Genomic DNA, 19,971 nt, shown 5'->3' on the forward strand with positions numbered 1-19,971 from the left:
CGACTGACAAGGTCGTGGCTTAAGACTCATTGGCAAGCCACGTTTTTAGCTGCGTGGCCAGCAGTTGATCTTCGCTGGCCTAAGCATTTCCACAATTCGCATAATGATCAGCGTACCTCGTTGATCTGGAAAGAGGACCACTAATTGTCCAACTCTACGCCACCTGCGCGATGTGCGCCTTGACGGTCTCCCCGATCTCGGCCGGGTTCTCGATGACCGTGATGCCGGCGGCGCGCATCGCGTCGAGCTTGGCGTCGGCCGTGCCTTTGCCGCCGGAGACGATGGCACCCGCGTGGCCCATCCGCCGGCCGGGCGGTGCCGTGCGGCCGGCGATGAACCCGAAGACCGGCTTCGTCATGTGCTCCTTCACGTAGGCCGCGCCCTCCTCCTCGGCCGAGCCGCCGATCTCGCCGATCATCACGACCGCCTCGGTGGCGGCGTCGTCTTGGAAGAGCTGGAGCGCGTCGATGAACTGCGTCCCGATCACGGGGTCGCCGCCGATGCCGACAGCGGTCGTCTGGCCGAGGCCCTGGCGCGTGAGCTGGTCGACGGCCTCGTAGGTGAGCGTGCCCGAGCGCGAGATCACGCCGACCGGTCCGGCCGAGAAGATCATCGTCGGCATGATGCCGACCTTGACCGCGTCGCCGGGGGTGAGCACGCCGGGGCAGTTCGGGCCGATGAGGCGTGCGCCTTTCTTCTGGACGTAGGCGTAGGCCGGGATCATGTCGGCCACCGGGATACCCTCGGTGATGCAGACGATGACCTCGACGCCCGCCTCGGCGGCCTCGATGATGGCCCCGCCCGCGAACGCCGGCGGCACGAAGATGCAGGTCGTGTTGGCGCGCTCGGCCTCGACCGCCTCGCGGACGGAGTCGTAGACGGGCCGGTCGATGTGGGTCTGCCCGCCCTTGCCGGGGACGACGCCCGCGACGACGTTGGTGCCGTACTCGATCATCTGCTCGGCGTGGAAGGTGCCTTCCTTGCCGGTGAGGCCCTGCACGATGAGCCGGGTGTTCTTGTCAACGAGAATGCTCATGGAGACGGGAGGGGTACGATGGGGAAAGACGAGTCCGAAAGGTAGCGCGGCGCAGGCCAGCGAGTGTTGGGTTCTGGGTTAAGAAGCATGGTGCCTCTCAAGAATCTTCGAGTGCGTCCATTGCCCTTTGCACATCCTGCTCCGCTACAAGGACAGAGATGCGACTTCCAGCTCCGAATGCACCTTCACCGATAACGCTGTGCTGAATACCAGCTTTGTCAAGCACAGCAGCTACTGCATGGGCACCGAGCGGGTTATCAAACGTCCCGATGCTCTGTTGAGAAGCTTGCGGCGACTCCAAGCTACGACGAGCGTAGAAGCCGAACCACCTGCCGCTACGCTCATGCCCAACCGCCTCCTCACCTTCGCCCACCTGGCTCACTCCGTCGCCGAACGCACCCTCCCCGCACGCGCCCACAAGTTCGCTCCCGAGCGCTACACCCAGCCCCAACTGCTGGCCTGCCTGCTCGTCAAGGAGTACCTCGGCCTCGACTACCGCACCGCGCAGGAGACGCTCGAACTCTCCGATGGCCTCCGCGAAGCCCTTGGACTCACGGCGGTCCCCGACTACTCCACGCTCTGGCGCTTCGCGCGCGACAAAGCGACCGGCCGTGTCATCGCCGATGCGCTCGTTGAGACCCTGCGGCTCTTCAAGGCCTCCGGCCATGACCCTCCCCAGCGGGACCTCGTTGCCATCGACTCGACCGGGCTCTACTGCGGCCACGCCTCGCGTTACTTCGAGCAGCGCCGCCGCAAGCACGGGCCGACTACGCATCGCGCCCGGGGCTACCAGAAGTGGGCTGCAGCACTCTGGACCGGCCCCCAACTCATCACCGCTCAACTCTCGAAGCTCGGCCCGTGCGGGGACTACCCAGACCTCCCGCCGCTGGCTGAGGCTTCAATTGCCTCGGTACCGGGTGCGCTTGTCCTGGCCGACGCGGGCTACGACTCCGAGCGCAACCACGTCTTCTGCCGAGAGCGTCTCGGAGTCAAGTCGCTGATCCCGGCCAAGACGCGCCGCTACGTGGCCGGGCCGCGCGGGCGCTACCGGGCCGAGATGGTGGCCGCGCTCGGGTGCGCCGCGCTCGGCGTCGCCGGTGAGAGTGAGCCGCGGAGGGTCTACGGCCAGCGGTGGCTGGTCGAGACGTTGATGTCGGTGGTGAAGCGGAAGTGGGGGGAGCGCTTGACGGCGCGGCTCCCGGCTATGCAGGAGGCGCAGGCGCTCTTGCGCGGCCTGGTTTACAACCTCTACCGGCTCATCATTCTAGGTGTGCAGCCTGTCATGACATAGCTTCTCAACAGAGCAACGTCCCGACAGATACTAACCGCGAATCGTCCTCCTGTTCGGCAGGTGGTTCGACACCATCTAAGATGCCGAGCGCTGCCTCCACTGCATCCTCTGGAACCTGAAGCCCTACCCCCTCAGAACTGCCTGAATGCTCGTTGGTAATGCGACAGACAATCCCCTGGGTCTCTAACAGCGACTTAGCAAGGTATACCTGAGAAGCAAAATTGAAGGTCGCGATAGTGATGAGGCGCATCCGAGCTCTACCGCGAGCCTTCTTGCTCAATATCAGGCTTGACTGGGGCCGCTTGCTGCGCGGACGCGTCGGCGCGGGGCTGGGTGGCGGGCGGCGCTTCGATGCCCCGGCGCGGCGGGGGCGTGTCGTCAACGGTCAGCTCGCGCTTCACGTCGGCGGTGGCGTCCTTAAACTCGCGGATGCCCTTGCCCATCCCGCGCGCGATCTCGGGAATCCGCTTCGCGCCGAAGAGGAGCAGGATAACGAGGAAGATGAGAGCGATTTCGAACGGGCCGAGCGACATGGCAGCAACCGTGCAGGTGGGACGACAGCGGGCAGCGTCAAGGTAGCGATGCGCTCCCGCGCGAGCAACACGCCCGCTTGAAGCGTTCCCGAAACCGCACGGTTCCGGGGTGAGGGTCGGCCGAGAGGATCGTTTCGGCGTGGAGAGAATGGAGGGTCAGGAGGGAAAGGGAGGATGGGCGAAAGGGGGAATGGGCACCGGCGCGGAGCGCGGCGGCCTCGGTACCTTGCCCGTCCTTTCTCGCCCACCGTCTCACCGTCCTCCGTCTCACCGTCCTCCGTCTCACCGTCCTCCGTCTCACCGTTCGTTCCACCGACACATGCCCGCCCTCTCCCGCGACGACCTCCTCGCCTGGCCCAAAGCCGAACTCCACTGCCACCTCGACGGCTCGCTCCGGCTCTCGACCATGCTCGACCTCGCCACCGAGCAGGGCAAGCTGTCCGTGCTCCCAGCGCAGGACGAAGACGGCCTCCGCGCCATCCTCCGTCAGATCGACGACGCGGAGACGCTGGAGGAGTACCTAGCGTGGTTCGGCTACACGATCCCGCTGATGCAGACCCCGGAGGCGCTCCGCCGGATCGCCTACGAACTGGCCGAAGACAATGCCCGCGAGAACGTCCGTTACCTCGAAGTTCGCTACGGCCCGATCCTTCACACCGAAGAGGGGCTGTCGCTCGACGAGGTGAACGACGCCGTCCTCGCCGGGCTGCAGGACGCCGAGCGCGCCTTCGGCATCCAGACCGGCCTCATCATCTGCGGTCTGCGGGACCGCTACGAGAGCGCCTCGCTGGCACAGGCCGAACTCGCGGCGCGCTACTTCGGGCGCGGGGCCGTGGCGTTCGACCTCGCAGGCGGCGAGACGGGCCACCCGCCTAAGCAGCACCTCCACGCGTTCTACTACGCCCGCAACCACGCCCTCGGCATCACCATCCACGCCGGCGAGTCGTTCGGGCCGGAGTCGATCCGGCAGGCGCTGTTCCACTGCGGGGCGCACCGCATCGGGCACGGCGTGACGCTCCGGCAGGACCCGGACCTGCTGCGCTACGTGGTCGACCACCGGGTCCCGCTCGAGATGTGCCCGACGAGCAACGTCCAGACGCACGTCGTCTCCGGCTACGAGACCCACCCCATCGGCGCGTACATCGAGGCCGGCGTGGCCGTCACGGTCAACACGGACAACCGGCTCTTCAGCCACACGACCGTAACCGACGAGCTGTGGCTCGTCCACACCCGCTGCGGCGTCGGGGCCGAGGCGCTCCGCGAGGTCGTCCGCAACGGGTTCCGCTACGCGTTTCTGCCGTGGCACGAGAAGCAGGCGCTGCTGCGTGAGATCGAGTCTGACCTCTCGGCGTAACGCGCCCGAGCACAGGACCATCCGAGGCTCATACCGGGGCCATACGAGGCTTAAGCACGACGTTTTCGCCGCCGATACCAGAGCGGCAGGACGCCACACCTCCGTGCGTTTCTGCCGTTCCCTTCTGGCGAAGCACGCCTCGCGGCACGGGCTGCTTTGTGCGATCAACTGCTCCCATTATGTCTTTCAAGGTCACGCACAAGCTTGCGCTGAGCTTCTTCCTCATCGCCCTCCTGGTCGGCGGCATCGGCTACCTCGCCGTCACCCTCGGCCAGTGGGTCGAGCGCGACGCCGACGCCCTCGGTGCCAACTCGCTGATCGAGCTCGAGCGCGCCTACGCCATGATCCAGGCGGCGCAGGCGAGCCAGGCGACGGTGCAGCAGGTGCTCATCGAGAGCGCCGAGGCCCCCGAGGGTGAAGCTGCGACGCTGGCGCGCGAGACCCTCACCGGCCACCTCTCGGTCTTCGGCCGCCAGCTCGCCCAGAGCCGCGAGTACAGCCCGCGCGAGACGACGCTCGGCGCGATCCGCCAGGCGTTCGGGACCTACCAGGGCCAGGCGGAGCGACTCGCCGCACTGAGCGCGACGGACCCGGCCGAAGCATCCACCATTTTCTACGAGGAACTCGAGCCGTTCTACCTCGGCACGTTCCAGCCCGTGCTGTCGCAGCGCGCCGGCAAGGTGCAGGAGACGCTCGAAGAGCGGGCCGACCGGGTCGAGCGGACCGGCGTCTGGGCCGGACGCATCGGCGTGAGCGCCTCGGCCCTGCTGCTGTTCATTGTGCTGGTGCTCGGTATCTACCTGACGCGCTTCGTGGGCCGCTCGCTCAGAGAGCTGACCGCCGCCGCCCGCGCCATCGGCGAGGGCCGGCTCGACGAGCGTGTCGAGATCACCTCGAACAACGAGATCGGCCAGCTCGGGCGCGCCATCAACGAGATGATGGACCAGTTCTCCAGCACGACCGTCTCGAAGGGCTACGTCGAGAACATCGTCCAGTCGATGGCCGACCCGCTCGTCGTCGTCGACCCGAACGTCAAGATTTCGATGGTCAACCAGGCCGCGCTCGACATGCTGGGCTTCGAGCGGAGCGACCTCCTCGGCAAGGCCGTCATGGCGATCTTCGCCCACACCGGCCGGAACCGGGGGGTCGAGATCAAGCAGACCATCGAGCAGGCCCTCACCGGCAACGTCGAGACCAGCTTCCGGGCGAAGGCGGGCACGGGCATCCCGGTCTCGCTCTCGAGCGCCCTCGTCCGCGACGGCAGCGAGGTCCAGGGCCTCGTGATCGTCGCCAAGGACATCACGAAGCAGAAGCAGTTCGAGACCGAGCTGATCGAGGCCAAGGAGGAGGCCGAGCAGATGGTCCACCTCCGCGACGCCTTCCTGGCCAACATGAGCCACGAGATCCGCACCCCGCTGACGGGCATCCTCGGCTCGGCCCAGGTGCTCGCCGAGGGCGTCGAGGGCGAGCACAAGAACCTCGCGAAGATCATCGAGGACGCCGGCACCCGGCTGCTGGACACGATCAACTCGGTCCTCGAGATGGCCCGCATCGAGGCCGGCGAGGTGCAGCCCGAGGTCGAGGTGCTGAACGTCTTCGAGGAGGCCGAGGCGTCGGCCCGCGTGCTGAAGCAGGTCGCCGACAAGCGGGGCCTCCTGCTCCGCGTCGAGCCAGCCGACAAGCCGGTCTACGCGCAGATCGACCGGAGCTGCCTCCACCGCATCCTGAACAACCTCATCGGCAACGCCATCAAGTTCACGCGCGAGGGCGCGGTCTCGGTCGAGGTCGAGGCGACGGACGAGGAGGCCATCCTCACCGTGCGCGACACCGGCGTCGGCATCTCGAAGCAGTTCCTCCCCCACCTCTTCGACGACTTCAAGCAGGAGTCGACCGGGCTCAAGCGCAGCCACGAGGGCTCCGGCCTCGGCCTGGCCATCACCAAGAAGCTCGTCGAGATGATGGGCGGCGAGATCTCCGTCGAGAGCATCAAGGGCATCGGGAGCGCCTTCTCGATCCGCTTCCCGCGCGTCCCGGTCGAGCAGGTGCCCGAGACGCTCCCCGCCGGCGACCGCCCGGAGGAGCCGGAGTCCTCGGAGCCGTCGGCCGCGCGTTACCCCTGGGAGACCGAGGAGATGGCGACCTCCCGCTCCGAGGAGCTGACCTTCGCTTCACCCCCGGCCCCCGACGAGCGCATGCAGCGGGACATCCTCCTGATCGAGGACAACGCGCAGAACGCCTACATGGCGCAGTTCATGCTCCAGGACTACGAGACCGACATCGCCACGAGCCCGGAGGAGGCCATCGAGCAGGCGCGCTACAACCAGTACCGCATCCTCCTCGTCGACATCAACCTCGGGGCCGACCGCTCGGGGATCGACCTGCTCCACGAGATCCGCGGGATCGAAGGCTACGAGCGCGTCCCGGCTGTCGCCGTGACGGCCTACGCCCTGCCCGGCGACGAGGACCGGTTCCTGCGCGAAGGCTTCGACGACTACGTGGCCAAGCCCTTCCGCAAGGAGGTGCTGCTGGCCTCGGTCGAGGACGCCCTCGTCGTGCCGGAAGAAAACGACGGACCCAACCTGGAGACCCTCCTCGATGGTAGCTTTGACGACGCCAGCACCTTCAACGATGCGGTCTTCGACCAGAGCGTTGTCCCCACCCCGCCCGAGGCGGCACCCGCCGACCTCGTCCAGCCCCCTGCCGACCTCGTCCAGCCCCCTGCCGACCTCGCCCAGCCCCCTGCCGACCTGGTCCCCGAACCCGCCCTCGCCCCCGACGACGTCCTAATCACCGCCGAACCGGTCGCCATCGAACAGATCGTCGCCGAACCCGTCGCCTCGGCGGACCCGGTGACCTTCGCCGATGACACGCTCCACGCCGACGACGCGGTCGGCACAGACAATGCCTTCAGCGCAGACGGTGCGTTCAACGCGCACGACGCGCTCCGCGTAGACGACGTCCCCGGCTTAGACAACACCTTCAACGCGGAGGGTGCGTTTAGCGTGGACGACGCGTTCGTGCTGGGCACCGAACCCCCTCCGCCAAGCGACGAGACGTTCCGCATGGACGCCTCGGCCTTCACGTCCACGCCGCGTCCCGATGACCCGATCGATCCAGCCAGCGATGGGCCTAGCGGGCCGCCTCCGCCTGCCGGCTGACAAGTCCGTCTCGCACCGCGCCGCTCTCCTCGCGGCCCTCGCCGAAGGACCGTCCGAGATCGTCGGCTTCTCCGACGCCGCCGACCCGCAGGCTACGCTCGGCGCGCTGCGCGCCCTCGGCGTTCGGGTCGAGGCGCACGAGGACGACTTGACGATCCACGGCCGGGGTCTGCGCGGATTCACCGCCCCCACCGTCCCGATTGACTGCGGCAACTCAGGGACGACGATGCGCCTGCTCGCGGGCCTCCTCGCCGGGCAGCCGTTCGCGTCCGTGCTCACCGGCGACGCCTCCCTTTCGCAGCGCCCGATGGAGCGCATCGCGGAGCCGCTCCGCCGGATGGGAGCCCGCGTCGATCTAGCCGACGGACACGCCCCGGTCCGCATCACCGGCGGCGCGCTGCGCGGGATCGAGTACGTTCTCCCTGTCGCCTCGGCGCAGGTCAAAAGCTGCATCCTCCTCGCCGGCCTCCTCGGCGAAGGCTGCACGACGGTCATCGAGTCTGTGCCCTCGCGGGACCACACCGAGCGGATGCTCGGCCTCGACACGATGGAGCTAGGCGGGCAGCGGCACATCACCGTCGAAGGCGGGCGCACGGTGCGGGTGCAGCCCTGGATCGTCCCACGCGACTTCTCGGCGGCAGCCTTTTTCCTGGTTGCCGGGGCCGTCGTGCCCCACAGCCACGTCGAGATGCGGAGCGTTGGGCTGAACCCGTCGCGGAGCGCCCTTCTCGACCTGCTCCGGGCGATGGGCGCGCACATCACCGTGACGAACGAGCGGACGCGGGGCCACGAGCCGCTGGCCGACCTGACGGTGCAGAACGAGGGCGGACGGCTCCACGGCCTCACCGTCGGCGGCGACCTCATCCCGAACCTGATCGACGAGATTCCCGCCCTCGCCGTGGCCGCAGCCTATGCCGAGGGGCGAACCGAAATCCGGGACGCGGAGGAGCTCCGGCACAAAGAGACCGACCGGATCGCGGCGACGGCGGCGTTTCTCCGGGCGATGGGGGCCGAGGTGACGGAGCGAGCCGACGGCCTCGTGATCGACGGTAAGCCGACCTTGCACGGAGCCACCGTCGAGAGCGAGGGCGATCACCGGATTGCGATGGCGGCGGCGGTGGCGGGGCTGGCCGCGACGGGCGAAACCACCGTCCGCGACGCCGACTGCGTGACCGTCTCGTTCCCCGGTTTCTGGGACGCAATCGCCACCCTCGCCGGGACGTAGGGGTTTGATTAATCAAACCCCTACCTGTTCACCCTCGTCTCGCCTGGAATCCAGAGGTGCTGCCGGAGGTCTACCGCGCCCTCGTCGGTGAAGGCGACGCCCTCGGAGCGGAGGCGCTCCTCCATCACGGTCGGCGTCTCGAAGTGCAGCCGCCCGGTGAGTGCCCCGCGCCGGTTGACAACGCGGTGGCACGGCAGGCCGGAGCCGACCGCCGCCTTCATCGCCCACCCGACGACCCGCGCCGAGCGCTTCGCGCCGAGGTGCTCCGCGATGTAACCGTAGGTCGTCACCCGGCCCGTGGGAATCTCGGCGACCACGTCCCAGACCCGCTGGAAGAAGTCAGAGCGCTCGTCGGACATGGCGACGTGGTTCGTGAGGCGTGGTGGGTGGGGACAGCCTCCGCCGTTGCGGCGGGCACCCTCGCCCATCACGCCTCACGGGTCCCCGCTACTGGTCGCCGAGGATGACGGGCAGCCCGCCGTCGCCGGCACCGATGACGACGACCTTCGAGTTGTTGGACTGGGCGAGTTCGCGGGTCGCCTGGATGCCCTGGAACTGGAGGAACGACGGCGAGAGGCTCTCGGCGATGATCCGGGCGCGGTCGGCGTCGCCGCTGGCCTCGACGCGCTTGCGCTCGGCCTCCTGCTCGGCGCGGGCGATCGAGAGGCGGGCCTGCTCGACGCGCTGCTCCTCCTCGAGCTTGTTCTCGATCGCGCGGCGGATCTGCTCGGGGAGTTCGATGTCGCGGATCAGCACGGCGTCGAGTTCGACGAAGCCGCGCTCGACGGCAGCCCCGAGGTTCTGCTCGATCTGCTCCTGAAGCTCGGCGCGGCGCGTGGAGTAGAGTTCCTCGGGCGTGAACTGGCCGACGACCTCGCGGGCGACGCTGCGCAGCTCGGGCCGGATCAGGCGCTCGTAGTACTCCTGCCCGTAGGTGGTGTGGAGTTCGGGGAGGACCTCGGCGTCGGGCCGGTAGCGGACCGAGAGGTCCATGCGGATCGTGAGCCCGTTCGAGGAGAGGACCTCGATCTCCTCGTCCTGGTTCTTGTTGCGCACGTCGTAGTCGATGATCGTCTCCCACGGCAGGAAGACGTGGAAGCCCTCGTCGTAGCTCCGGTCCATGTTGGTGCCGGAGAAGTAGCTGAACTTGACGCCCTGCTCGCCGGCGCCGATGGACTTGGTCATGCAGCCCGCGGCGATGAGCATCAGGAGCAGGACGCCGGCGAGGACGACGCCGAAGCGCCCGGCGGCACGGGTCAGGTTGGGATAGGTGTTCGCCATGAGGGTACGGTGGGTTGAGGCAAAGTGGAGGCGGGAGGATACGCGGATTTAACGTAGCGGATGCACCGCTAGGGTGCTCGGCAGTGCACCGCCGGGGTGTTTCATGGATTCCGAACCGATTGGGGCCGCGCGCGTCTGGTATGCTGCAACGGCACTGGCTTGGCCGCGCTCCCTGTCCCCTCTTCCTTTCCCATCGATGCCTGACTCTCCCGTGGTAGCCCGTCCCGACGAACTGGCCTGGCTCCGCGACGCGCTCGGGGCCGAGCGAGTGCGGGTGGGCGAGGAACTGGCCCCGTACACGACGTTCAAAATCGGCGGCCCGGCGGACCTGTTCTACGAGGCCCACACCGCTGACGAACTGGCGGCCGCCCTCGCGCTGGCGCGCGAACTGGACGTGCCCTTCTTCCTCCTCGGTCTCGGTGCCAACATCCTGGTCGGCGACCACGGCTTCCGCGGCTTCGTGATCCGCAACCGGGCAACGCATGTGCGGATCGACGAGGCGACAGGGCGGGTGTCGGCCGAGAGCGGGACGGTCGTCTACCCCGACCTAATCGAGCAGGCGGTGTCGGCAAGGCTCTCAGGTCTGGAGCACTACGTCGGCATCCCATCGAGCGTCGGTGGGGCGCTGTGGCAGAACCTCCACTTCCTCTCGCCGCCGCCCGAGCGCGAGCGGACGATGTTCATCGCCGAGGTCGTCCACTCGGCCGACCTCCTGACGGAAGAGGGCGAGCGCGTGACCGTGGACCGGGACTACTTCGACTTCGGCTACGACTACTCGATCCTCCACGACCGGGCCGACCTCGTCCTCGCCGCGACGTTTCAGCTAGAGCCAGGCGACGAGGCGCGGATGCGCGAGATCATGGCAGCGAACCTCGCGTGGCGCCAGGAGCGGCACCCGCCCCTCGACACCGAGCCCAGCGCGGGATCGATTTTCAAGAAGATCGAGGGCGTCGGCGCCGGACGGCTGATCGACTGGGCGGGCCTCAAGGGCCACCGGATCGGCGGGGCCGAGGTGACGCGGCGCCACGCCAACATCATGATCAACGCCGGCGGGGCAACGGCGGCGGACGTGCGGCGGCTCATCGGGCACATCCAGCGGACCGTGGAGGCCGACCAGGGCTACCGGCTCTCGACGGAGATCGGGATGATCGGCGACTTCGGCGATCTGCCGGACGACTTGCCGCCGCGGGGCTGGGAGAACGAGGACGGGTTTTCGGGCGGCCTGCCGCCGGGCGGGCACACCGAGGCGCACCGGGACGCGGAGCGGCGCTGAGTAGGTCTCGGGACTGCCCGGCGGGGAGGGAACGGAGGGTGAGGAGAGACCGGGCGATAGTCTCTCTGAGTGTGCAGTGCGTCCCGGCATTGTAGGGGGGTGGCATGCTGCGCCCCTACACCGACGATTTGGCACAGGCCCTCGCTTCAGCTTCGAGACGGCCCACGTCTTCCAGCCCGGCCCGCCACGCCTCGGGAAACGCTGACCACCCGTGGAGCGCCCCGAGGAGCGCCCCGAGCAGGGCGCCGATGGCACTGGCAGCCCCGCCGACGTTGACCCCAGGCAGCATCGTCGCCTCCAGCAGCGCCGGGTTGCGGGCGAGCATGGCGAGGGCGAAGGGCCACGCCTCGTCGGCAGCCGGGCCGGTGCCGGCGCACAGGTCCTGCAGGTCGAGCGGGAAGGCGTCGAGGTGACCGGCGAGGGTGCGGAGGCGGTCGGAGACGGCAGTGGAGGCGCTCAGGTGAGTCTCGGCGCGGACGGCGGCGTCGGTGACGGCGTGGAAGAACGCAGGGCCGTCGAGGGTACCGGGGTCAGCGGCGAGGAGAAGCCGGACGGCCTCGACCTGCCCGGCGGCGGCGGCGAGAGCGACAGGACCGGCCTCGTCGCCGAGGATGTCCGCAAGGCGGTCGAGAGGAGACGTTCTGTCGTCACCGGCGAGGCTGAGGGCGCTGGCGAGGACGGCGGCGTCACTGGTAGCCGTTGCGGGGTCGGCGGGACGGCGGAGCGTGAGGCCAGTCAACTCCTCGGCATAGCGATTGGCGAGATTGTCGGAGCCGCCGGCGAGGGCGCGGACGAGGGCGAAGAGGCGCTGCGTGTGCCGGGTCCACTGTCCGGCCCCGAGGTCGCGGCGGTATTCGTCGTCGCGGTAGGCTTTGACGCCTTTGTAGTAGGTGCGGACGTTCTGGTGGCTGAGACCGTCGATCGGCATGCCGAGGGCGTCGCCGACGGCGCTGCCGAGGAGGGTGCCGAGAACCTTGTCGGGTGGAGTCATGCGTCCTGCTGCTGGCTGGCGTTGTGTTGAACGATGGAGAATAGAGAATGGAAGATGGATTGTCTGTGCCCTATCCTCGATCTTCCATCCGCTATCCTCTAACCCTCTCCCGATGACTTGGCTCGCCGGCACCTGGGCAGTGTTCGTGAAAGACCTGCGCCTGGAGCTGCGGACGCGCTACGCGGTGAGCGCGCTGCTGCTGTTCGTGGTGTCGGCGCTGCTCCTGGTGGCGTTTGCCATCGGGACGGGCGAGGTTGGGGAGCGCGTAGCGTCGGCGCTGCTGTGGGTGGTGATCGTGTTCGCCGGCGCGGTAGGGCTGGGTCGGGCGTTCGTGGCCGAGGAGGAGCGCGGGACGGTCCTGCTGCTCAGGCTCCACACGCGGCCGAGCATGGTCTACGCGGGCAAGCTGCTGTTCAACGTCCTCCTCGTCGGGGCGATGAATGCGCTCGCGGCGGCGGGGTTCGTGCTCGTGCTCGGGCTAGAGGTGGAGGCCGTCGGGCTGCTCGTGGCGACGCTCGCGCTCGGGGCGCTGGGCCTGGCCGGGGCGACGACGCTGCTCTCGGCGATCATCGCGCGGGCAGCCAGCAGCGGGCCGCTCCTGCCGGTACTAGCCTTCCCGCTCCTGATTCCGCTCCTGCTGACGGTGGTGCGGGTGACGCAGCGGGCCCTCCTCCTGGGGGCCTCGGCCGGGCCGTGGGCGGCGTCGGCGGGCGACCTCGTGACCCTGGGCGCGTATGCTGGCGTCGTGATCACAGCCTCGGTGCTGCTGTTCGACTACGTGTGGAACGATTGAAGGCGAGGACGGCCGGAAACCCGGCGCTAGCGGCGGGGTGCAAACCGCGCTCATCAACGCCTTCGCCATGCCTTCGACGCGCTCCCGCTACGGAACCGCCTACCGGACGTTCACCGCTGGCATCGCAGTGTGGATGACGGGGGTGATCGTGGCAGGCTTCGCGCTGTCGATTCCGCGGCTGAACATCCTGGAGGAGTCGGCGCGGAACCTGTATTTCCACGTCCCGATGTGGTTCACGCTGATGGCGGGGATGCTGGTCTCGGCCGTCTACTCGGCGCGCTATCTCGCTGCGCCGACCGTGGAGCGCGACGTGCGGGCCGAGCAGGCTGCGCTCGTGGCGATGCTCTTCGGCATCCTCGGCCTCGTGACCGGGATCGTGTGGGCGCGCTTCACGTGGTACGTCGGGACGGGCAAGTGGTGGAACTTCGACCCGAAGCAGTCGATGGCGGCGGTGCAGCTGATGATCCTGGCGGCCTACTTCGTGCTGCGCTCGTCGGTGGAGGAGCCGCGCAAGCGGGGACGGATCGCGGCGGTCTACAACCTGTTCGCGACAGCGGTGATGCCGTTCCTACTCTACGTGCTGCCGCGCCAGCTCGACAGCCTGCACCCCGGTGCCGAGGGCAACCCGGCCTTCAGCCAGACCGACCTCGCGCCGGAGATGCGGGTCGTGTTCTACCCGGCGGTCGTCGGGTTCATCGCGCTCTTCTGGTGGATCTACACGCAGCGCGTCCGGGTCCGGCTGGCCGAGCGGCAGGTGGAAGAGGCCGTTCTAGTCGGGGCCTGACATTTCCACCGACTTTCGCACAGCCGCCGCGGGTGTAGTTTTAACTTCGGCCATGCAGCTTCCGATCACTCCTACGGACTCGACCGAAGCTCCCGGCACGGCCGTCTACGACAGCGTGTGGGCCGCCCTCCCGGAGGCCGCGCCGGTGGGGCTGGAGGCCGTGATGCTGCAGCAGGACAAGCTCTACGTCGTCCTCGCGGTCGTGCTCATTATCTGGTTCGGGGTGCTGTTCTTTCTCCTCCGCACCGACCGCCGCCTCGCGCGGATCGAACAGGATCTTGACGCCCGGCCGGAACGCGAAGACACCGTAGGCACGTAGAATCAGTCTCTACCCGTTCGGCTCGTATGAAACCCAAGACGATCATAAGCCTCGTCCTAATGGCCGGGTTTACGTTCCTGATGCTGCGCTCTTTCGGCGAGAGCGTCGGCGGGTACATGAGCTTCACCGAGGCCGCCGAGCAAGACGCCTACGCCCACGTCGTCGGCGAGTGGGTCCAGGCGCAGCCGACGACCTACGACCGCGAGGCCAACGTCTTTTCGTTCTGGATGAAGGACGAGGACGGTACCGTGCGCGAGGTCCGCTACCTGAATCCGAAGCCCGCCAACTTCGAGGACGCCGAGCAGGTGGTGATCGAGGGCCGGATGGAGGGCGACGCGTTCGTCGCCGAGCACATCCTGATCAAGTGCCCGTCGAAGTACAACGACGAGCGCGAGTTCGAGGTCGCCGATCCGTCTCCGCCCGCGCAGTCGGCCTCGTTCTAGGCTCCGGCTCTCCCCTCTCGCGCAGCCTCCGTCCGGGGTTGCGCTTTTTTTATTCTGATGTCTGATCTACCTACCAACCCACTCCCGCCCTGCGGCGTCCCGACGAACTGCACGCGTGAGACGCGCCCCTTCGACCGCGATCCCGAGGTGCTGTTCGCCGCCGCGCTTGAGGCGGTTCGCGCGGTCCGGGGACTGACGATCGGATCTGCGAAGAGCGTCGAGCAGGACGCCGACGGCCTCGGCTTCCATGCCGTCTTCAGCACCGGCCTTTTCACCGACGACCTGCACCTGCGCGTTGAACCACATCAAAACGGCGCGGTGCTGCACGTCCGCAGCGCGAGCCGCGTCGGGCTGGGCGACCTCGGCGTGAACCGCCGCCGCGTGCGCGCCCTGTTCGACGCGCTGACGTAGCGGTTTGGTCAATCAAACCCCTACAGATAAAGCACTGACGCCACGCCGAAGAACACGGCGAGGCCGATGATGTCGTTCGAGGTCGTGATGAACGGGCCGGTGGCGAGCGCGGGGTCGATCCCGACGCGGTCGAGGAGCAGCGGGACCGTCGCGCCGAGGACGGTGGCGAGGACGATCACGACGAGGAGCGAGACGGCCGAGGTGAGCGCGAGACGCGGCGTGTCGGCATCGCCGAGGCCACCGGCGGCCCCCATCACGAGGACGATGACGGCGAGCGCGGCGGCGAGGGCGATGCCGTTCAGGAGCGCCACGGCGAGCTCCTTGCCGATCCGCCGCACCACGTCCGAACTCCACAGGTCGCCCGAGGCGAGGCCCTGCACGGCAATCGCCGACGACTGGATCCCGGCGTTGCCTGCCATCGCCATGACGATGGGGATGAACATGGCGAGCACGGCAGCGGCCTCGAGCGCCCCCTCGAACCCGCGGATTACGAGGCCCGACCCGTAGGCCCCGACGAGGCCGATCATCAGCCAGACCAGCCGGCCTTTCGAGATCGCCCAGACCGAAGCCGTGATCTCTTCGTCGCCGGCGATCCCGCTCGCCCGCTGCAGGTCCTCCTCGGCCTCGTCGCGGATCACGTCCACGATGTCGTCGATCGTGATCCGCCCCAGCATCCGGCCGTCGGCGCTGACGACGGGGAGGGCGACGAGGTCGTAGCGCTCCATGATCCGCGCCACGTCTTCCTGGTCGAGCTCCGGCTCGACGGTCACGACCTCGGGGTCCATGATGTCCGAGATCGCCGCCCCGCCCCGGGCGAGGACGAGCGTCTTGAGGTCCACGATCCCGACGAGCCGGTCGCCCTCGTCGAGGACGTAGACCACGTAGACCGGGTCGACCTCGGCCGCGCAGCGGCGCAGCTCTTCCGTCGCGTGGTCGACCGTCGCGGCGAGGCGGGTGGAGACGTAGTCCGTTTCCATGAGCCCGCCCGCCGTCTCGTCTCCGAAGTGGAGGAGCGCCTCGACCTCGGCGGCGTCTTCGAGCTGGGGCAGGACCTGCTCGGCGACAGCGTCGGGTAGGTCGGCGAGGACGTCGGCGGCGTCGTCCGTGTCGATCTCGTCGAGGAGCGAGACGATCTCGCTCGCCGGCATCTCGTCGAGGAGGTCGGAGCGCCGGGCGGTCTCCAGTTCCGGGAGCACGGCCCCGGCCTTGTCCTCGGGGAGCCAGCCGAAGAGCGCGTCGGCGTCGTCCGGCGCGAGGTGCAGGATGAGGTCCGCGAGGTCCGCCGGGTGGAGGTCCGCGACGAGGTTAAGCACCATCCCGCGCTGCTCGTCCCGGAGGAGCGTACCGATGTCGTCGACGAGCGTTTCGTCGACTTCGATGCGCGGAGGGCGCTCTAGGTCGGGAGCGAGATCAGCCACAGAAAACCAGGTCGGGGCGCGGCACCACTGCCGCGGAGAACACGGGGCCGGAAGATAGACTGCTGGCGGCCGTGCTACGCGCCCGCCTCGCCGAAAAGTGCGCGCGCGAGCCCGACGAACTCAGCGGGCGCCAGGGCTTCGGGGCGGCGCCCGGCCAGGTCGTCGGGCACGGCATAGCCCGTTTCCGAGGTGATCGGCTTGAGGCTGTTGCGGAGCGTCTTGCGGCGCTGGTTGAACGCCGTCCGCACTGTCCGCCGCAGCCGCTCGACGTCCACGCCGAGGTCGGGGGCGTCGAAGCCAAGCGCGACGACGGCGCTTGTCACGTCGGGCTTCGGGTGGAAGACGTGGCGGCTCACCTCGAAGAGCAGCGCCGGGCGCGCGAGCAACTGGGTCTGCACGCTGAGGATGCCGTACGCCTTCGTGCGCGGCACGGCCACGAGCCGCTCGGCGACCTCCTTCTGCATCATCACGACGGCCCGCTGGAGGTGCTGCCGCGCGTCGAGGAGCGAGAAGAGAATCGGCGAGGTAATGTAGTAGGGCAGGTTGCCGACCACCCACAGCCGCTCGCCTTTTTCGGCTGCCAGCGCCGCCCAGTCGGTCTCCAGCACGTCGCCATGCCGCACGTCGAGGCCGGGCAGCGTTTCGCGGAGGTGCACCACGGCCCGCTCGTCTACCTCGATGGCGGTCAGATCAGGATAGCGCTGTAGCAAGTCGCCTGTCAGCGCCCCCGTCCCCGGCCCGATCTCGACAACTGCGGCACCCACCGGACCCTCGACCGCCGCCACGATCTTGCGGACCGTGTTCGGGTCCCGGAGGAAGTTCTGGCCGAGCGACTTCTTTGGGCGGACAGACACCAGGCCAGACCTACACTTCGCCGCCGAGCAGGCGCTGCAGCATCTCGAACTCGCTCGGGAGCGGGTCCTGGAAGAGCACCTGCGGGTCGAGCCGGAAGCCCGGCACGGCCGCGCTCTCGAAGACCCCGCCGGACAACGGCACGGCCTTATACGTGCCCTCGTCGAGCCGGTAGAAGACGGCCTCGCGGCGCTCGGGGTCGATCAGCCAGTACTCGCTCACGCCGACCCGCTCGTAGCCCTCGAACTTCGTCACCCGGTCCCGCTTGCCGGACGAGGGAGAGACGATCTCGACCGCTACGTCGACGGGTCCCCGGATGTCCTTCGTGCCGAAGGTGTCGAGGCGGTCCTTGCTGAGGAAAAAGACATCTGGCTCGTAGCCGTTCTCGTCGTCCACCCGCATGGTCGTCTTCGAACCGAGCACCTCGCCGAGTCCTTTCTCGCGCACGTAGAGCCTGAGCACAGACAGCAGGAATGCCTGAATCTGCTCATGGATTTTCGTGATCGACATGTCGATGATGGCCTCGCCGCCGATGAGGTCGCCTTTAACACCTTCTGGGAAGGTGCGGACGTAGCGCTCGTACGGCGTCATCCCCGGCGAGCGGGAGACGGAACGAGACTGGGCAGCAGATGCAGGCATAGCGGAAACCTCGCGGCGTCGAGCGCCAATCTACGCTTCGTCGCCGAGCAGGCGTTGCAGCATCTCGAACTCGCTGGGGAGCGGATCCTGGAAGAGGAGTTGCGGATCGAGCCGGAAGCCGGGCACGGCCGCACTCTCGAAGACGCCGCCGGACAACGGCGCGGCGCGGTAGCGCGGGCCGCTGTCGGTGTCTTCGAGCCGGAAGAAGTCGGCCTCGCGGCGCTCGGGGTCGATCAGCCAGTACTCGGGCACGCCGAGGCGCTCGTAGCCGTCGAACTTCGGTCCCCGGTCATCCTTCCGCGACGAGGGCGAGACGATCTCGACGGCGAGGTCGGGCGCGCCCTGCACGTCCTGCTCGGTGAGGATCGAGAGCCGGTCGTTGCGAATGAAGAGCACGTCCGGCTCGAACCCACTCTGCTCGTCGATCTTGACGAGGGTCCGCGAACCGAGGACTTCGCCTAAATCCTTCGCGCTGGCGTACCCCGTGAGGACAAAGTAGAGCAGCCTGAAGAGCTGCTCGTGCCCGTAGTTAGACGACATTTCGAGAATAGCTCGGCCGTGGATGAGGTTGCCTTTCTCGCCGTTCGAGAAGCGCGTTCGGTACTCCTCGTACGGCGTCAGCGTCGGAGCCGAGCGAGGCACGGAGCGGGGCCGAGCGGTGGACGCAGGCATGGCTCAGAGAATCGAGCGGAAGGTGCTGGGCAACTCGTCGCTGGCGTCTTCGGCCGTGTCGGGGCGCTCGGCCTCGCCGTTGGCAGCAGCGTCGGTGCCGCAGTAGGTCTCGAAGGCCCCAACGAGATCGGTGGCGATCGCGCTCGCCGAGCGGCCCTCGATGTGGCGACGCTCCAGCACAAAGACCGGGTCGCCGTCTTTGAGGAGGGCCATGAACGGCGACGACGGCGGAATGCCCTGGAGGTACTCGCGCATCCGGGCCGTCGCTTCGAGGTCTTGGCCGGCGAAGACCGTCACGTAGCGGTCCGGCTGCGGCACCTCGGCCTGCTTGGCGAAGGTGACGGCCGGGCGGGCATTGGCCGCCGCACACCCGCAGACGGAGTTGACGACGACCAGCACCGTCTGCCCCTCGGCGGCCTCCATCGCCTGGTCGACGGCGGCCCCGTCGGTGAGTTCATCGACGCCGAGAGTGGTGAGTTCGGCGCGCATAGGCTGGACGAGCGGCTCGGGGTAGGGCATGGCAAAAAGCTCTGGTGGATCGGATGTTGTGACAGCGAACGTCGTGAATCCACGCCCTGGACCGGAGTTCCCCGGTGCGACGCCTCGGCGGCTCGGTTGGCCGTTTCGCCCGCGGGCCGTACCTTTTCTTCACGACCTCACCGCAGTATGCCCACATTTCGCTCCACCTTTATCGCCCTCGGCGCGCTCGTTCTCCTGGCGGGCTGCGGCACGGGCAGCGCCGTCCGGGGCCCGAGTCCGGCTACGGAGCAGGCCCAGCGCCTCCCCCCGACGAACGAGATCGACACGGAGCGGCGGCTCCTGGCCGCCGCCGAGGACTGGCTCGGCACGCCCTACCGCTTCGGCGGCACGACGCGGAGCGGAGTCGACTGCTCGGCGCTCGTCCGGGCGGTCTACGCCGGCGCCTTCGGCCTCGGCCTGACGCGCTCGACGCGCACCCAGGTCCGCGAGGGCCGCGAGGTGGCCCGAAGCGACCTCCGCACGGGAGACCTCGTCTTCTTCCGCACCGGTCCGAACCGGCGCCACGTCGGCATCTACCTCGACGGCGACCGGCTACTCCACGCGTCGTCGTCGCAGGACCGCGTGCTCGTGGACGACTTCACCAAGCGGCACTTCCAGCGGACCTACTGGACTGCCCGGCGCTTCCTCGACGTGGGAACGGGAATTCCCGCTGCCCCGCCGGTTGCCGTCCAGAGCTCGCCAGAGACGCCGCCCGGGCCGTCGGGCCCGATGCGCTCCGGATGGTAGGAGCCGGTCGGACAGAGGACGGTGAACCAGTGGACGGTCGGACGGTCGGACGGTCGGCGCGGAGGTAGACCGAAGGAACTTTTCCAGCGTCGCCTTTCCCCACTGTCCCACTGTCCCACTGTCCCACTGTCCCACTGTCCCACTGTCCCACTGTCCCACTGTCCCACTGTCCCACTGTCCCACTGTCCCACTGTCCCACTGTCCCACTGTCCCACCGGATTCGCAGGACCTC

General features: G+C 68.3%; 21 protein-coding genes. 11 read left to right on the plus strand and 10 right to left on the minus strand.

The genetic code is table 11. From position 1 onward, the window contains the following. Positions 1-154: 154 nt before the first annotated feature. Positions 155-1,036, minus strand: a complete 882-nt coding sequence (sucD, locus tag AAGI91_15720; protein MEM1044059.1) for a succinate--CoA ligase subunit alpha — start codon at positions 1,034-1,036, stop codon at positions 155-157. A 343-nt stretch (positions 1,037-1,379) separates the two neighbouring features. Between sucD and AAGI91_15725 the strand changes: the two genes are divergently transcribed. After that, positions 1,380-2,327: a transposase gene (locus AAGI91_15725; protein MEM1044060.1), complete on the plus strand. Its 948-nt coding sequence runs from the start codon at positions 1,380-1,382 to the stop codon at positions 2,325-2,327. 257 nt (positions 2,328-2,584) lie between these two features. On the opposite strand, the gene AAGI91_15730 is transcribed toward AAGI91_15725, so the two are convergent. Beyond that, positions 2,585-2,860 carry a twin-arginine translocase TatA/TatE family subunit gene (locus tag AAGI91_15730; protein MEM1044061.1) on the minus strand — a complete coding sequence of 92 codons (276 nt, stop codon included), beginning with the start codon at positions 2,858-2,860 and terminating at the stop codon, positions 2,585-2,587. A gap of 319 nt (positions 2,861-3,179) precedes the next feature. Here AAGI91_15730 and add point away from each other — a divergent pair, with 319 nt between their 5' ends. From add to aroA, 3 genes are all read left to right on the plus strand, one after another. Continuing rightward, entirely contained in the window at positions 3,180-4,214 is a 1,035-nt protein-coding gene (gene add, locus AAGI91_15735; GenBank protein ID MEM1044062.1) for an adenosine deaminase, read from the plus strand. A 179-nt stretch (positions 4,215-4,393) separates the two neighbouring features. Continuing rightward, positions 4,394-7,372 (plus strand): ATP-binding protein, encoded by a 2,979-nt coding sequence (locus AAGI91_15740; GenBank protein MEM1044063.1) that lies wholly within the window; start codon positions 4,394-4,396, stop codon positions 7,370-7,372. Then, the gene (gene aroA, locus AAGI91_15745; protein ID MEM1044064.1) at positions 7,314-8,597 is read left to right on the plus strand and encodes a 3-phosphoshikimate 1-carboxyvinyltransferase; all 1,284 of its coding nucleotides are present in this window, start codon (positions 7,314-7,316) and stop codon (positions 8,595-8,597) included. Before AAGI91_15740 ends, aroA begins: the two co-directional genes overlap by 59 nt. Before the next feature lie 20 nt (positions 8,598-8,617). Here the strand turns inward: aroA and AAGI91_15750 are convergent, their stop codons facing one another. Together AAGI91_15750 and AAGI91_15755 are read right to left on the minus strand one after the other, a co-directional pair. Further along, on the minus strand, positions 8,618-8,956 hold the full coding sequence (locus tag AAGI91_15750) for a methylated-DNA--[protein]-cysteine S-methyltransferase (protein ID MEM1044065.1): 339 nt from the start codon (positions 8,954-8,956) through the stop codon (positions 8,618-8,620). A gap of 88 nt (positions 8,957-9,044) precedes the next feature. Then, positions 9,045-9,878, minus strand: a complete 834-nt coding sequence (locus AAGI91_15755) for an SPFH domain-containing protein (GenBank protein MEM1044066.1) — start codon at positions 9,876-9,878, stop codon at positions 9,045-9,047. A 196-nt stretch (positions 9,879-10,074) separates the two neighbouring features. On the opposite strand from AAGI91_15755, the gene murB reads away from it, so the two are divergent. Then, on the plus strand, positions 10,075-11,151 hold the full coding sequence (gene murB, locus AAGI91_15760; protein MEM1044067.1) for a UDP-N-acetylmuramate dehydrogenase: 1,077 nt from the start codon (positions 10,075-10,077) through the stop codon (positions 11,149-11,151). A gap of 115 nt (positions 11,152-11,266) precedes the next feature. On the opposite strand, the gene AAGI91_15765 is transcribed toward murB, so the two are convergent. Further along, entirely contained in the window at positions 11,267-12,142 is an 876-nt protein-coding gene (locus AAGI91_15765) for an ADP-ribosylglycohydrolase family protein (GenBank protein ID MEM1044068.1), read from the minus strand. 112 nt (positions 12,143-12,254) lie between these two features. Between AAGI91_15765 and AAGI91_15770 the strand changes: the two genes are divergently transcribed. From AAGI91_15770 to AAGI91_15790, 5 genes are all read left to right on the plus strand, one after another. Further along, the gene (locus tag AAGI91_15770; GenBank protein ID MEM1044069.1) at positions 12,255-12,935 is read left to right on the plus strand and encodes a heme exporter protein CcmB; all 681 of its coding nucleotides are present in this window, start codon (positions 12,255-12,257) and stop codon (positions 12,933-12,935) included. A 67-nt stretch (positions 12,936-13,002) separates the two neighbouring features. After that, a complete protein-coding gene (gene ccsA / locus AAGI91_15775; protein MEM1044070.1) occupies positions 13,003-13,719 on the plus strand; it encodes a cytochrome c biogenesis protein CcsA in 717 nt (238 codons plus the stop codon). 52 nt (positions 13,720-13,771) lie between these two features. Then, positions 13,772-14,038 carry a CcmD family protein gene (locus AAGI91_15780; GenBank protein MEM1044071.1) on the plus strand — a complete coding sequence of 89 codons (267 nt, stop codon included), beginning with the start codon at positions 13,772-13,774 and terminating at the stop codon, positions 14,036-14,038. 26 nt (positions 14,039-14,064) lie between these two features. After that, on the plus strand, positions 14,065-14,481 hold the full coding sequence (locus tag AAGI91_15785) for a cytochrome c maturation protein CcmE (protein ID MEM1044072.1): 417 nt from the start codon (positions 14,065-14,067) through the stop codon (positions 14,479-14,481). 57 nt (positions 14,482-14,538) lie between these two features. Next, the gene (locus AAGI91_15790; protein MEM1044073.1) at positions 14,539-14,892 is read left to right on the plus strand and encodes a DUF1499 domain-containing protein; all 354 of its coding nucleotides are present in this window, start codon (positions 14,539-14,541) and stop codon (positions 14,890-14,892) included. Positions 14,893-14,912: 20 nt separating this feature from the next. Here AAGI91_15790 and mgtE read toward each other — a convergent pair whose 3' ends face one another. From mgtE to AAGI91_15815, 5 genes are all read right to left on the minus strand, one after another. Then, the gene (mgtE, locus tag AAGI91_15795) at positions 14,913-16,310 is read right to left on the minus strand and encodes a magnesium transporter (protein ID MEM1044074.1); all 1,398 of its coding nucleotides are present in this window, start codon (positions 16,308-16,310) and stop codon (positions 14,913-14,915) included. Positions 16,311-16,384: 74 nt separating this feature from the next. Further along, complete coding sequence (gene rsmA, locus AAGI91_15800) at positions 16,385-17,164, minus strand: 16S rRNA (adenine(1518)-N(6)/adenine(1519)-N(6))-dimethyltransferase RsmA (GenBank protein MEM1044075.1); 780 nt, start codon at positions 17,162-17,164, stop codon at positions 16,385-16,387. 10 nt (positions 17,165-17,174) lie between these two features. Beyond that, positions 17,175-17,753 carry a Uma2 family endonuclease gene (locus tag AAGI91_15805; protein ID MEM1044076.1) on the minus strand — a complete coding sequence of 193 codons (579 nt, stop codon included), beginning with the start codon at positions 17,751-17,753 and terminating at the stop codon, positions 17,175-17,177. A 78-nt stretch (positions 17,754-17,831) separates the two neighbouring features. Beyond that, positions 17,832-18,473, minus strand: coding sequence for a Uma2 family endonuclease (locus tag AAGI91_15810; GenBank protein ID MEM1044077.1), 642 nt, complete (start codon positions 18,471-18,473; stop codon positions 17,832-17,834). A 3-nt stretch (positions 18,474-18,476) separates the two neighbouring features. Then, positions 18,477-18,992, minus strand: a complete 516-nt coding sequence (locus AAGI91_15815; GenBank protein MEM1044078.1) for a BrxA/BrxB family bacilliredoxin — start codon at positions 18,990-18,992, stop codon at positions 18,477-18,479. A gap of 147 nt (positions 18,993-19,139) precedes the next feature. Between AAGI91_15815 and AAGI91_15820 the strand changes: the two genes are divergently transcribed. Continuing rightward, entirely contained in the window at positions 19,140-19,739 is a 600-nt protein-coding gene (locus AAGI91_15820) for an NlpC/P60 family protein (protein ID MEM1044079.1), read from the plus strand. Positions 19,740-19,971 lie beyond the last annotated feature (232 nt).

The organism is Bacteroidota bacterium, assembly GCA_038746285.1.
In the GTDB taxonomy this organism is placed as follows: Bacteria; Bacteroidota; Rhodothermia; order Rhodothermales; family JANQRZ01; genus JANQRZ01.

Bases quoted from the DNA above. Each gene is read 5' to 3' on its own strand.
- AAGI91_15725 (MEM1044060.1), top strand. From the start codon at position 1,380: ATGCCCAACCGCCTCCTCACCTTCGCCCACCTGGCTCACTCCGTCGCC.
- AAGI91_15820 (MEM1044079.1), top strand. From the start codon at position 19,140: ATGCCCACATTTCGCTCCACCTTTATCGCCCTCGGCGCGCTCGTTCTC.
- aroA (MEM1044064.1), top strand. From the start codon at position 7,314: ATGACCCGATCGATCCAGCCAGCGATGGGCCTAGCGGGCCGCCTCCGC.
- AAGI91_15785 (MEM1044072.1), top strand. From the start codon at position 14,065: ATGAAACCCAAGACGATCATAAGCCTCGTCCTAATGGCCGGGTTTACG.
- AAGI91_15810 (MEM1044077.1), bottom strand. From the start codon at position 18,473: ATGCCTGCGTCCACCGCTCGGCCCCGCTCCGTGCCTCGCTCGGCTCCG.
- AAGI91_15780 (MEM1044071.1), top strand. From the start codon at position 13,772: ATGCAGCTTCCGATCACTCCTACGGACTCGACCGAAGCTCCCGGCACG.
- AAGI91_15740 (MEM1044063.1), top strand. From the start codon at position 4,394: ATGTCTTTCAAGGTCACGCACAAGCTTGCGCTGAGCTTCTTCCTCATC.
- AAGI91_15790 (MEM1044073.1), top strand. From the start codon at position 14,539: ATGTCTGATCTACCTACCAACCCACTCCCGCCCTGCGGCGTCCCGACG.
- AAGI91_15755 (MEM1044066.1), bottom strand. From the start codon at position 9,878: ATGGCGAACACCTATCCCAACCTGACCCGTGCCGCCGGGCGCTTCGGC.
- AAGI91_15770 (MEM1044069.1), top strand. From the start codon at position 12,255: ATGACTTGGCTCGCCGGCACCTGGGCAGTGTTCGTGAAAGACCTGCGC.
- AAGI91_15765 (MEM1044068.1), bottom strand. From the start codon at position 12,142: ATGACTCCACCCGACAAGGTTCTCGGCACCCTCCTCGGCAGCGCCGTC.
- AAGI91_15730 (MEM1044061.1), bottom strand. From the start codon at position 2,860: ATGTCGCTCGGCCCGTTCGAAATCGCTCTCATCTTCCTCGTTATCCTG.
- AAGI91_15750 (MEM1044065.1), bottom strand. From the start codon at position 8,956: ATGTCCGACGAGCGCTCTGACTTCTTCCAGCGGGTCTGGGACGTGGTC.
- add (MEM1044062.1), top strand. From the start codon at position 3,180: ATGCCCGCCCTCTCCCGCGACGACCTCCTCGCCTGGCCCAAAGCCGAA.
- murB (MEM1044067.1), top strand. From the start codon at position 10,075: ATGCCTGACTCTCCCGTGGTAGCCCGTCCCGACGAACTGGCCTGGCTC.
- ccsA (MEM1044070.1), top strand. From the start codon at position 13,003: ATGCCTTCGACGCGCTCCCGCTACGGAACCGCCTACCGGACGTTCACC.
- AAGI91_15815 (MEM1044078.1), bottom strand. From the start codon at position 18,992: ATGCCCTACCCCGAGCCGCTCGTCCAGCCTATGCGCGCCGAACTCACC.
- AAGI91_15805 (MEM1044076.1), bottom strand. From the start codon at position 17,753: ATGACGCCGTACGAGCGCTACGTCCGCACCTTCCCAGAAGGTGTTAAA.
- sucD (MEM1044059.1), bottom strand. From the start codon at position 1,036: ATGAGCATTCTCGTTGACAAGAACACCCGGCTCATCGTGCAGGGCCTC.